Source organism: Bdellovibrio sp. BIS2 (genome assembly GCF_055398295.1).
Map to the genome: position 1 here is coordinate 1 of NZ_AP035879.1, position 12,426 is coordinate 12,426.

Below are 12,426 nucleotides of genomic sequence, written 5' to 3' on the forward strand. Positions count from 1 at the left end.
GTGGAATTAAACTCGTCTTTTTGGACACTTATCAAAACTAAGATGAAAAGCCGGAACGACAACAATAAGTTGTTGGATACCTGGCTTGATCCTATTGAGTACGTGAGCACCACGGGCTCGGCGGATCGTCCCCGCCTGGTCTTGGGAGTCCCCAATGCCCTTCATCAGTATTTCGTGATCGAGAACCTGCAGGATAAAATTTATACAGAAATTTCAGATACTTACGGTAAGCCGTTTGAGGTCGAGTTCAGTATTACGGGGAACAAAATAAATTCTCATATTGAGACATCCACAACCCCGGATGAGGTTTTAAGCGGTTCTGAGATCCTCCAGGCCCAATTGGCGCGTGCTCAGAATATCCAGCCTACTCAACCAAGGTCCAGTTCCGACACTTTAAACTCGGAGCTGACGTTTTCGACCTTTGTCGTGGGAAAGAACTCTGAGTTTGCCCATGCCGCCTGCTTTAACGTGGCCAGAAACCCAGGGGCTGACGATTACAACCCTCTCTATATATACGGACCGGTGGGAATGGGTAAAACCCACCTTCTGCACGCCGCTGGAAACCATATTCGCGAGCAATATCAGCAGCTTAGAATTACCTATATCTCGGCTGAACGCTTCATGAATGAGTGTATTTCCGCCATCCGCCGCCACGAAATGGATAAATTCCGCCAGAAGTACCGCGAAAACTCGGACATTCTGCTGGTGGATGACGTTCAGTTCATCGCACGCGGTGAGGCTGTTCAGGAAGAGTTTTTCCACACCGTGAACAGCTTTATCGACAGCCGCAAGCAGGTCATCCTGGCCAGCGACCGCATGCCCAAGGATATCCATGGCCTTGAAGACCGCAGTCGCACCCGTTTAGAACGGGGCCTGATCGCGGACATCACCATGCCGGATCTGGAAACCCGTATTGCGATCCTTCGCTACAAGGCAGAAAAGTTCAACGTGCGCCTTCCAGAAGACGTCGTGAACTACATAGCCAGAATATCCAAACGTTCCATCAGAGAGCTTGAAGGCAATCTGAAGAAGGTGAAGATGTTCTCTGAGCTTCAGGGTCTGCCGATTGATCATGAACTTGTAAAGCGCATCTTGGCCCACCACGAAACCCAAAGCACGATCTCGGTTGAAGAGATCATGAAGCTTGTGGCGGATCATTTTAAAGTGCGTGTTTTGGATCTTAAATCATCCACCAGAGCCAAGCCGATTGTCGTTCCACGTCAAATCGCGATGTATCTGATTAAGAAGTTCCTGGATAAATCTTTGGTGGATATCGGCAAGTCTTTCGGGGGCAAAGATCACACAACTGTGATGAATGCTCTGGAACGGGTCAAGAATCTACAGGCTTCTGACCAAGATATCGCCAAAGATATCGAAGACTTGGAGCAAAGAATCCACAATATCACAGGGGTGTGAATGTGGACTGTGGAAAGGGTTGTGGAAGAACTTGGGGCTTAAAATGTGGATCCAAGTTACCCCCAAAAAAGGCTCTAAAACTGCAAAGTTGTACAGAGTCTTTATCCACAAATGTTTTTTAGTGTTTACATGGACTTAGGGGATTTGTTAGGTTTTCCACGCCCCTACTACTACTACTAGATATTTATATATATAGAATTAGATAATAAGAGGGTTCTTAAAAGAGGGTCTTATGAAATTAGAAATTGATAAGCGAGATCTGTTAAGTCTTATCGGAAAAACCCAGAACATTGTTGAGAAGCGCAACACCATGCCCATCCTCATCAACGTTTTGTTGGAAGCTGATCAGAACACATTGAAGGTTTTTGCAACCGACCTGGAAGTAAGCCTTACCGATCAAATCAAAGTTCAAGTTCATCAGGCCGGCAAAGTGGCGGTCAGTGCAAAAAGTCTTTTCGACATTGCGAAAGAACTTTCTGAAGGTCCAATCACTTTGATCAAAAAAGAAAACAACTGGCTTGAGATCAAACAAGGGAAATACACATCCAAGATTGTGGGTATCTCTGCGGAAGAGTATCCGATCTTCCCTACTTACAACTCCCAGGCGTTTATCAAGATTCATGCACAAGTGCTGAAAGAGATGATTGATAAAACAATCTACTCTGTTTCCACCGATGAAACCCGCTATCACCTGAACGGTGTTTTCTTTGAGTTGAATCCTCAAAGCGGTTTTAAAATGGTGGCAACGGACGGTCACCGCATGAGCTTGGTGAATAAACCTTCCGAGGACATCAAGGTTAACGCCACTCAAGGCGTGATCATTCCGCGCAAAGGTCTGCACGAGATTAAAAAAATTCTTGAAAGCATCGACGGCACTGTGGAAATAGCTGTGGAAGGCTCCCAATTCGTATTGAAACATTCATCAACAATTCTGATGATTCGTTTGATCGAAGGAAAGTACCCGAATTATCAACAGTTTATTCCACAGAAGCTTCCGCAAAAAGTGATGATCAGCCGTGATGCGTTCCTGACTTCACTGAAACGCGTGTCCCTTTTGGCGAATCAAAAATCCAAAGCGGTACTGTTGAATCTTTCCAACGGCCGTATGGAGATTTCTTCAAACAATCCGGAACTGGGTGATGCAAAGGAAGAGATCGAAGTGGATTACATGGGTAATGAAATCAAAATCGGTTTCAATGCCAAGTACATCACCGACATCCTGACCAGCATGAACCAGGATAAAATTGATTTCGAACTGAATGATCATCTTTCACCAGGATTGATGAGACCTCACAACGACCAGACTTACACCTGCGTTGTGATGCCAATGAGAATCTAATGATTTTCGAAAGACTGCGTCTGGTTAATTTCCGAAATTATCGGGACGTGGTTTTGTCCTTCTCTCCGCGAGTGAATGTTTTCCTCGGAGAGAACGGACAGGGTAAAACAAATCTCCTTGAGGCGATGTACATGATCTCTCAAGGGGACTCCTTCCGCTACTCTGACAACTCCACCCTGATCAACTCAAACACTTCCGAGTCGGTTATCCAGGCGCTGATTACTCAGAACGATCTTCATTACAAACTAAAATTAGGCCTTTCAAAAAGCCGCAAGGTTCTAACTCTGAACGACAAGCGCGTGAACTCGGCCGACATCCGCAAAATTTTTGCCAGCGTGGTGTTCAGTCCGGAAAGTCTTTCTTCGATCAAAGAGGGCGCTGATCATCGCCGCGAACTGGTCGACGAGCTGCTGGTGACATTTGACCGAAAAAACGCCCAGTTGATCGCCGATTACCGAAAAGCGTTGAAAACGCGCAACAAGATCCTTAAGAACTTTTTAGAGGGTTTGCAGGATAAAACGGTCACCGAGAACCTTTTGGAGTCTTTAAACCCCCAATTTGTGCGTTTAGCGACCGATTTGACCCATGCCCGCATCACCGCTTTGCAGGGACTTTCCAAAGACTTCAATAATGCCATGCAATACATTTCTGGCAATTCCACTGTGGATATCTCGGTGGAATACCTTGTTTCCGATCAAAATGCGGTGAGTTTCACACGTGAAGAAGTCGAAAATGCAATCACAAAACGACTTCGTGAACTGCATGATGCGGAGCTCTCAAGCGGGACAAGTTTGGTGGGTCCTCATAAGCACGATATTGTGTTCCTATATGGTCAAAAAGACTCACGATTTTTCTGTAGCCAGGGGCAGCAGAGAGCGATCATTCTTTCTTTCAAAATGGCCCAAATTGTGTATCATAGGAAGGCTCACGGGACCTATCCTGTGCTGATGTTAGACGATGTACTTTCTGAGCTCGATAAAGCCAAAAGAGATGCACTGATTACGTTCTTACACGAGATCAATACGCAGATTTTTGTGACGACGACGGATTTCACATTGCCTGAATCATTCAGCCTCGATCAGCTCCGCGTGGTGCGCATCAAGGATGGCCAAATCCTTGAGTAGCTCCTGGCAGTTTTCAACTGCGGGAAATGATGAACGCGACACCTTCGAAACTGTCGAGGGGTATGCAAAGCAATGAGGGGTTCCAGTGTCAACAGAAGAACAAAAATCCTATTCGGCCGATTCAATTCAGGTTCTAGAAGGTCTCGAAGCAGTTCGTAAGCGTCCCGGGATGTATATCGGGGACACCGCTTTCAAAGGTTACCACCATCTTGTGTATGAAATTGTGGATAACTCCGTAGACGAACACTTGGCCGGCTACTGCAAAAAGATCAGTGTCTCCATCAACGCCGATGAATCCATCACTGTCGAGGATGACGGCCGTGGTATTCCTGTTGCGACTCAGAAACAAACTGGTAAATCCGCTCTTGAACTGGTTATGACCGTACTTCACGCCGGTGGTAAGTTCGACGGTGGCGGTTACAAAGTGTCCGGTGGTCTGCACGGTGTGGGTGCTTCCGTTGTGAATGCCCTTTCTGACCGTGTGTCCGTGGAAGTTCAGCGTGACGGTCACTTCTGGAGACAAAACTACGAGCGCGGGAAAATCCTGGCGCCGGTGGCCCAGGGTGAAACCACCACCAAAACCGGCACGAAAGTGACTTTCAAACCGGACCGCACAATTTTCAAAGACGAAACTCTGAGCTACGACTTCACCACTCTTGCCAACCGTTTCCGTGAACTGGCGTTCCTGAATGCGGGCCTGCATATCTCTTTGACCGACGAACGCAACGGCAAAAAGCAGGACTTCCAGTATTCCGAAGGTGTGGCTGAATTCGTGAAGTACATGAATCAGTCCAAAAAATCCCTGCACAACGAAGTCGTTTACTTCAAAGGTGAAAAAGACAACGTCGATGTGGAAATCGCGATGCAGTGGAATGATTCTTACTCTGAATCCATTTTCACTTATTGCAACAACATCAACACGCATGAAGGTGGTACTCACCTTGTCGGCTTCCGTGCCGCTTTGACTCGTACAACGAATGCGTATGCGACTGAAAAAAATCTTCTGAAAGATCTGAAAGCCAACCTTGAGGGTGAAGACATCCGTGAAGGTTTGGCGGCCGTTATCTCCGTGAAAGTTCGCGAGCCTCAGTTCGAAGGTCAGACCAAAACCAAACTGGGTAATGCCGAAGTTAAAGGTATCGTCGAGGCGATGGTGAATGAAAAGCTGGCCGACTGGATGGACCGCAATCCATCGGTAGCAAAAAACATCATCATGAAGTGCGTGGAATCCGCGCGTGCCCGTGAGGCGGCCAGAAAAGCCCGTGATCTGACTCGTCGTAAAACCGTTTTGGATGGCGGCTCGCTGCCAGGTAAAATGGCGGACTGTCAGGAACGTGACCCGGCTCTTTGTGAACTGTACCTGGTGGAGGGTGACTCCGCAGGTGGTTCCGCAAAGCAGGGACGCGACCGTCGCACGCAGGCGATCTTACCGCTAAAAGGTAAAATCCTGAACGTTGAAAAAGCGCGTTTTGACAAAATCATTTCCTCTGAAGAGATCAAAGTCATCATCTCTGCTTTGGGTACCGGTATCGGCAAAGACAATGTGAACGTGGATAAAATCCGTTATCACAAAATCATCATCATGACCGATGCCGACGTCGATGGATCCCACATCATGACATTGCTTTTGACGTTCTTCTATCGCCAGATGCCACTGGTGCTTGAGCGCGGTTATGTGTATATCGCCCAGCCACCTTTGTACCGCGCGAAAAAAGGCAAAGAGGAAACTTACCTGAAAAATGAAGCGGCTTTGACCGAGTATCTTCTGAGCTCGGGTCTTGGTAACTTCAAAATCAAAGGCAAGGAATCCCTGCCGGAAAAAGATCTGCGCCAGTTGATCCTAAACATCCAGCGCTTCAACGATCTTCTGCGTGTGTCCTCTAAAAAATACGACAAGGACGTTTTGTACTTCCTGCTAAGCAAAGTGTCTGATTTTGAAAAGACTTTTGCTGACAACAAGAAAATGGAACAGGTTCTTACGGACCTCGGTGCCTGGATCAATGCCGATCAGACTTTGGGTATCACTGAATACAAAGGTGAAGTTAAAACCGAGGCTGAAACCGGCAAAGTCTATGCTGACATCTACACCGTTCGTTACGCAGATCGCATGACGACCAAGTTCAGCCTGGATAACCTGCGTTCTTCTGAAATCATCGAGCTTAGAAAAATCTGGGCTGATATTCAGGCGATCAGCACTCTTCCGTTGACCATCCTTGAAGGTGATAACGAAGTTCAATTTGAAAGCTACAATGAATTCTATACACACGTGATGGAATCCACGAAAAAAGGCATCTACATCCAGCGCTATAAAGGATTGGGAGAGATGAATCCGGAGCAGTTGTGGGAAACCACTCTGAACAAGGACAACCGCACTTTACTGAAAGTGACCATCGATGATGCGGTTGCCGCGGATGAAACCTTCTCCATCCTGATGGGTGAAATGGTTGAACCTCGTCGTCAGTTCATCCACGACAATGCTTTGCTTGCGCGCAGCCTGGACGTTTAATTTTTTAAGGGATTTGAAAGTTTATGGAAAATAATCAAGAAGAAAAAGGCGTCACGTTAGTTGATATCAGCAAGGAAATGCGCGGAGCTTATCTGCAGTATTCCATGTCTGTGATCGTGGGCCGTGCCCTGCCGGATGTTCGTGACGGTCTGAAGCCGGTTCACCGCCGCGTCTTGTTTGCTCAAAGTGAAATGAACAACCGCCACAACAGACCTTACCTGAAGTCTGCCCGTGTGGTCGGCGACGTGATCGGTAAATATCACCCGCACGGTGATGCGTCCGTTTACGATACCATGGTTCGTATGGCCCAGGATTTCTCCCTGCGCTATCCGCTGGAAGATGGCCAGGGGAACTTCGGTTCCATCGACGGTGACTCTCCGGCAGCCATGCGTTACACCGAGATCCGTCTGACAGCTCTGGCAGAAGAGCTGCTGAATGATCTGGAAAAAGAAACTGTTTCTTACGGTCCGAACTACGATGACTCTTTGCTGATTCCGACGGTTCTTCCATCGAAGTTCCCGAATCTTTTGGTGAACGGTTCTGCGGGTATCGCCGTGGGTATGGCGACCAACATTCCTCCGCACAATCTGGGTGAGGTTATCGACGGATGTATCCATCTGATCGGAAATCCTGACTGTCAGATTGAAGACCTCATGCAACACATCAAGGGTCCGGACTTCCCGACTTCAGGTGTGATCGCCGGTCGCGAAGGCATCCTGCAGGCTTATAAAAAAGGCCGCGGTATTGTGACTATCAAAGCGGTGGCTGAAATCGTTCAGGTCAAAGACCGCGAAGAGATCATCATCACCGAAATCCCTTACCAGGTGAACAAAGCCAAGCTGATTGAAAGCATGGCGGACCTTGTTCGTGATAAACAAATCGAGGGTATTTCTGACATCCGCGATGAGTCTTCCCGAGAAGGTATGCGTATCGTTGTTGTTCTGAAGCGCGGTGAAAACGCCAGCGTTATTCTGAACCGACTTTATAAGTACACTCAGATGCAGACGAGCTTCGGTATCATCATGCTGGCCCTGGATGCGAAAAACCAGCCAGTGACCTTCGACCTGAAAGGCATGCTGGAAGCGTTCGTGGATCACCGTCGTGACGTTGTTACGAAACGCTGTATCTTCGAATTGAAAAAAGCCCAGGAGCGCGCGCACATCCTGGAAGGTCTGAAAAAAGCCCTGGATCACATTGAAGAAGTGATCAAAACCATCCGTGCTTCCAAAGAGGCCAACGCCGCTCGTGAAGCCCTGATGTCGAAATTTGAATTCTCAGAAAGACAGGCTGTTGCGATCCTGGAAATGCGTTTGCAGCGTCTGACAGGTTTAGAGCGTGACAAGATCATCGCTGAACTGGCCGAGTTGATGAAACAAATCGACTGGTTGAAATTTGTTCTTTCTGATGTTCGCGAAATTTACAAAATCATCGTGGGCGAACTGGAAGACCTGAAAAAACGTTACGCCGATCCAAGACGCACCCAAATCACGGGTGACCTGAGCGATCTGGAAGACGAAGACCTGATTGCCGACGAACAAATGGTTGTGACTGTGACCAACACAGGCCTGATCAAGCGTATCCCGGTTGAAGAATACCGCGTGCAAAAACGTGGCGGTAAAGGCCTGAAAGGCATGGAAACCAAGGAAGAAGACTACGTTACGGACATCTTCTCTGCGAGCACCAAAACCATGCTGCTGGTCTTCACTGACAAAGGTAAAGTTTACTGGTGTAAAGTTCACCGTCTGCCTTTGGGCACCAGAACTTCCAAAGGGAAGTCTTTGGCGAACGTGGTTCAGCTTTCCAACGGTGAAAGCGTTCGTGCGATTCTGCCGGTGAATGAATTCAGCGAAAACAAATACGCAGTGATGCTGACTGAAAAAGGCGTTATCAAGAAGACATCTCTGGATGCCTTCGCGAACCCAAGAACCGCAGGTATCATCGCATTGACCACCGATCTTGATGACGGTGTTATTGATGTGAAGATCTCTGACGGTCAGAGTGATATCTTCATCGCGACCAAAGAAGGTATGTCCATCCGCTTTAACGAAGCAGATGTGCGTGAGATGGGTCGTACCGCCCGCGGTGTGAAAGCGATCACTTTGGCAAAAGACGATATCGTGGTGGCGATGGAAGTTCTTGAAAAGAACACCAAAGACACCATTCTGATGGTGACTTCCAAAGGTTACGGTAAACGTTCTGAAACAGGCGAATACCGCATCCAGTCCCGTGGCGGTGTGGGTATCATCACTCAGAAAACAACCGACAAGGTTGGTGTCGTTATCGGCACGAAGAAAGTCGCTGACAACATGGAGCTTATTCTTTCCACCGATAAAGGACAGGTTATCCGCATGAAAGTGACGGACATCTCGGTTCTGGGCCGTAACACTCAAGGTGTGCGCCTGATCAACATCGACGAAAAAGATGAGACCGTGACTGGCGTGGCGGTTGTGGCTGAAGACGATACGGCGGCGGAGGAAACTCCGGCTCCGGAAGGCGCGCCTCACTAACATGATCAGAGCCTTGCTGGTCGTCCTAGTCTTGGCTCTGTCCGCCTGCTCTTCGCAGGAAGAGGCGGACTTTAAACAAGCTCAAAAATCCATAGCCCAGGGTCATCATCGAATCGCCCTGGGTTATCTGGACCGGGTCATCAAAAGAAACAGCGACAGCAAATTCCCGCTGGAAGCTGCCCGCGAAGCCGCAAGAATTTCATTCTTCGAAATCAAAGACTTCAATAAAGCCATCAACTATCATCATTACATTGTTCTGCATTCAACCGATGAGGCGGAACGCCTTGAATCCCAGAAGCAAATCGCCTCGATTTATTTCAACAATCTGCAGAACTATCAGATGTCGATCATTGAATACAGCAAACTGCAACAGATGCCTCATACGGATCTGGAGGCGGCCCAGTATAAGATGAACGTGGCCCGTGCGCAGTACTATCAGAACAACTTCTTCCAGGCTGAATCCGAAATCGACTCTTTATTGAAACTAAAAAGTGACGACAACATCCGCTTTAGTGGTCTGATGCTGAAGGGTAATATCCTGGTGGCGAAGAAGGACTTCAAGAATGCTGCCGCGATCTTTAAGGAACTCATTGATAAGTATCCGGACAAAGCTGTTCAGGAAAACGTCGCCCTGACCCTGGCAGTTTGTTATGAAGAAAATCTGGATTTCAAAAGCGCCATTGCTGTGTTGGAAGAGCACCGGGGCAAGTACAACCCTCCTGAGTATATCGAACTGCGTATCAAGCGCCTGCAGGAGCGTATGAAGAACGCTCCGGGAGCGAAAGGGTTCAGGAAGTAATGAAAAAGTATATAATCTTTGCATCCATCGGCTTTGAACTTGTCGGTTTGATCCTGGGATGTTTTTACCTTGGCCAGTATCTTGATCAGAAGTATCAAACCAAGGGTCTTATCTTTGCCGGATTAAGCCTGGCGTGTTTGGTGGGCTGGCTGGTCAGGGTCGTCTGGTTGCTGAACCGAATTCAGAAACAAGATGAGAAAGAATCAGAATCCAAGAAACCACCCGGGACGCCATGAAATATGTACTCGCCATTCAAGCCCTCACCACCCTCCTTGGGGGCGTCCTTCTAGGGCTTTTTGCCGCACCACAACAGAGCTATTCCTTCATTTCAGGCGCTTTAGTCATTTTGGTGAGCTTTTTCCTGATGGGATGGGCTTGGGGATTGATCTTCAGTAAGAAATTGGTTGCCCTAGCTATCGGGATCATTGTATTTAAGTACGCGATTTTAGGGATTATTATCTTTAAGCTTGTAGACCAAATCTGGTTCGACACTTTGTGGTTCGCACTAGGGGTCGCAAGTTTTATTCTTTCGGCGCTCGGATATGCGGTGAAAGAAGCCTTAAGAGAAGGAAAAGAAGATGTCATTTAACTGGACACAATTGGTTCCGGGCGTTGGTCACGAGTACGCACACGTTGCGACTCTGGGTATTGCCACTGTAGCAGCAGTTGGTATCGGTGCAGCTGCACGTGCTTCTCTGGGTAAAGGTGAAGCCGCTGTATTGCCAGCAAGCAAGTTCTCTTTGCGCGGTATCTTCGAGCTTCTGACGGAGATGACTTCCGGTCTGGCTGACATGGTTATCGGCGAGCACGGCAAACACTACATCCCGTTCTTTGCTTCCGTGTTCTTCTTCATCTTGTTCAACAACTTGTTGGGCATGATCCCGGGTATGACTCCGGCGACTGAAAACATGAACACCACATTCGGTTTCGGTGTGTTGATGTTCCTGTTCTATAACTTCCAGGGTGTTAAAGAAAACGGACCAATCGCTTACCTTAAGCACTTCATGGGTCCGGTTATTTTCCTGGCTCCGTTGATGTTTGTGATCGAGATCGTTTCCCACATCGTTCGCCCCTTCTCTTTGGGTCTTCGTCTTGCGAACGTAATGATGGGTGACCACACGGTTCTTTCCGTGTTCCTTGATCTGGTTCCAATCGGTGTACCAATTCCATTCTATGTAATGGGATTGTTCGTATGCTTTGTTCAGGCTTTTGTATTTACTTTGCTTTCAATGGTCTACGTGGCATTCGCGATTGCACACGATCACTAAAAGGCAAATTTTTAAACCATAAGGAGTTCCACATGAAAAAAATGATCATCGCAGCTATCGCTATGTTCGCATCTTCTTCCGCTTTCGCTCAAGAAGCAGCTGTTGCAGTTACTGAAACTGTAGTTGCTAACTCTGACCGCGGTCTTGTTGCTATCGCAGCAGCTCTTGCAATCTCTATCTCTGTATTCGCAGGTGCAATGGCTCAAGGTAAAACTGCTTCCACAGCTTTGGAAGGTATCGCTCGTAACCCAGCGGCTTCTGGTAAGCTTTTGATCCCAATGATCTTGGGTCTAGCTCTTATCGAATCCCTAGTAATCTACGCTTTGATCATCGCTTTGGGCTTGAAATAATTCAGGCTTGATCTTTTGATCACAAAGGCCGGTTTAACGGTCTTTAGAAACCCACAACTTTTATCGGTTGTGGGTTTTTTATTTTGTGCTGATGACTTCTAATACGCGGGCGTCAGCGATATTTTCAGTCCGGTGCTTTCATACACATTCACACCGTCTTTTTTCAGCTCGCTTGCCTGATGGCAGACCGTTTTAAGTTCCGTCATCAGCGTATGATCCCGAGGGGTCAAAGTCTTCGCCAGATCCACGCAGTCCTCCAGCAGTAAACGCAAGGCCTCTTGGGCTTTCTGGGACGTATTATAAACATAGCGGTCGCTGCGTTCGGTGTCTTTGTGAGTAAAACCGTGAGGCTTGTGAGTCACATGGTAATTGCGCAGAAGTTTCTCGATCGTGGTTTCTTCAAGGCTTGCGGAGCGCTCAAAGAAAATCTGCATCTTCGCATAAAGAACGAAGCTTTGAATGGTGCGGTTCTTGTGTTCTTCATCCCGGTATCCTCCAAAGTTGCGATAGGCTTCTTTGGCGTCAAAGAAATCCTCTTGCGCGTCTTCGGAATGCATCAGATGCAGGGACTCACGAGTGTCGTCTTCCATTAAGCGAGCGCGATCAAACAAGTAATGGGCAAACTCATGGATCACGGTCCAGTCATCCACACTTTCAATCAACAGGATGGTGGGCTTTTTTACGGTGTAAGCGTAATTGGTTTCCGTCATGTACTGCCCGATCGCACCTTCGGAAAACAGCTTGATGAATTTTGCGGGAATAATATCTTCCGTGGCGTAAGGCAGGTAGGGAACAGTGACAGGAAGGTTCTCGGGATCTTTCACACGGTAAACATCAATACCGAAGGATTGAACGTAAGTGATTTTGTCTTTCAGGGACATGGACAGCATCGGAGTCAGCAAATTCAGTTGGATGTTCTTTTCAAAGTCCACGGTCGTGCAATCACGGCAGTCTGCCATGGATACAGACGCACCAAAAATCAGGGAAAGAATCACGGCCGCCAGTCGAATCAAAGTCATCACTTCACCTCGCGGTGTTTTAGGTGCAAATGAGATGACAGCTCAAATGCCCCAGATTTCAGAATAGAAATTTTAAGTGTCTAATCCTTAGACAGGGG

Annotated in this window: 11 protein-coding genes; 10 read left to right on the forward strand and 1 reads right to left on the reverse strand. The window is 47.7% G+C overall.

What is annotated here, in order from left to right:
* The first annotated feature begins 42 nt into the window (after nt 1–42).
* The 10 genes from dnaA to ACZ520_RS00050 all read left to right on the forward strand — a co-directional run bounded on the left by dnaA (nt 43) and on the right by ACZ520_RS00050 (nt 11,309).
* Nucleotides 43–1,416 carry a chromosomal replication initiator protein DnaA gene (gene dnaA, locus ACZ520_RS00005; RefSeq protein WP_374031629.1) on the forward strand — a complete coding sequence of 458 codons (1,374 nt, stop codon included), beginning with the start codon at nt 43–45 and terminating at the stop codon, nt 1,414–1,416.
* A gap of 232 nt (nt 1,417–1,648) precedes the next feature.
* The gene (gene dnaN / locus ACZ520_RS00010; RefSeq protein ID WP_088563753.1) at nt 1,649–2,755 is read left to right on the forward strand and encodes a DNA polymerase III subunit beta; all 1,107 of its coding nucleotides are present in this window, start codon (nt 1,649–1,651) and stop codon (nt 2,753–2,755) included.
* Complete coding sequence (gene recF / locus ACZ520_RS00015; RefSeq protein ID WP_088563752.1) at nt 2,755–3,879, forward strand: DNA replication/repair protein RecF; 1,125 nt, start codon at nt 2,755–2,757, stop codon at nt 3,877–3,879. Before dnaN ends, recF begins: the two co-directional genes overlap by 1 nt.
* A gap of 85 nt (nt 3,880–3,964) precedes the next feature.
* The gene (gene gyrB / locus ACZ520_RS00020) at nt 3,965–6,385 is read left to right on the forward strand and encodes a DNA topoisomerase (ATP-hydrolyzing) subunit B (protein WP_088563751.1); all 2,421 of its coding nucleotides are present in this window, start codon (nt 3,965–3,967) and stop codon (nt 6,383–6,385) included.
* Nucleotides 6,386–6,408: 23 nt separating this feature from the next.
* Complete coding sequence (gene gyrA / locus ACZ520_RS00025; RefSeq protein WP_088563750.1) at nt 6,409–8,892, forward strand: DNA gyrase subunit A; 2,484 nt, start codon at nt 6,409–6,411, stop codon at nt 8,890–8,892.
* Nucleotide 8,893: 1 nt separating this feature from the next.
* Entirely contained in the window at nt 8,894–9,691 is a 798-nt protein-coding gene (locus ACZ520_RS00030; protein ID WP_088563749.1) for a tetratricopeptide repeat protein, read from the forward strand.
* A complete protein-coding gene (locus ACZ520_RS00035; RefSeq protein WP_088563748.1) occupies nt 9,691–9,927 on the forward strand; it encodes an AtpZ/AtpI family protein in 237 nt (78 codons plus the stop codon). The genes ACZ520_RS00030 and ACZ520_RS00035 overlap by 1 nt, the downstream gene beginning before the upstream one ends.
* On the forward strand, nt 9,924–10,280 hold the full coding sequence (locus ACZ520_RS00040) for a hypothetical protein (RefSeq protein WP_088563747.1): 357 nt from the start codon (nt 9,924–9,926) through the stop codon (nt 10,278–10,280). The genes ACZ520_RS00035 and ACZ520_RS00040 overlap by 4 nt, the downstream gene beginning before the upstream one ends.
* Nucleotides 10,270–10,959, forward strand: coding sequence for a F0F1 ATP synthase subunit A (gene atpB, locus ACZ520_RS00045; protein ID WP_088563746.1), 690 nt, complete (start codon nt 10,270–10,272; stop codon nt 10,957–10,959). The genes ACZ520_RS00040 and atpB overlap by 11 nt, the downstream gene beginning before the upstream one ends.
* A gap of 32 nt (nt 10,960–10,991) precedes the next feature.
* Nucleotides 10,992–11,309 carry an ATP synthase F0 subunit C gene (locus ACZ520_RS00050; RefSeq protein WP_011162635.1) on the forward strand — a complete coding sequence of 106 codons (318 nt, stop codon included), beginning with the start codon at nt 10,992–10,994 and terminating at the stop codon, nt 11,307–11,309.
* Between the two features lie 98 nt (nt 11,310–11,407).
* Here the strand turns inward: ACZ520_RS00050 and ACZ520_RS00055 are convergent, their stop codons facing one another.
* Nucleotides 11,408–12,328 carry a hypothetical protein gene (locus ACZ520_RS00055; protein ID WP_464126965.1) on the reverse strand — a complete coding sequence of 307 codons (921 nt, stop codon included), beginning with the start codon at nt 12,326–12,328 and terminating at the stop codon, nt 11,408–11,410.
* Nucleotides 12,329–12,426: the final 98 nt, after the last annotated feature.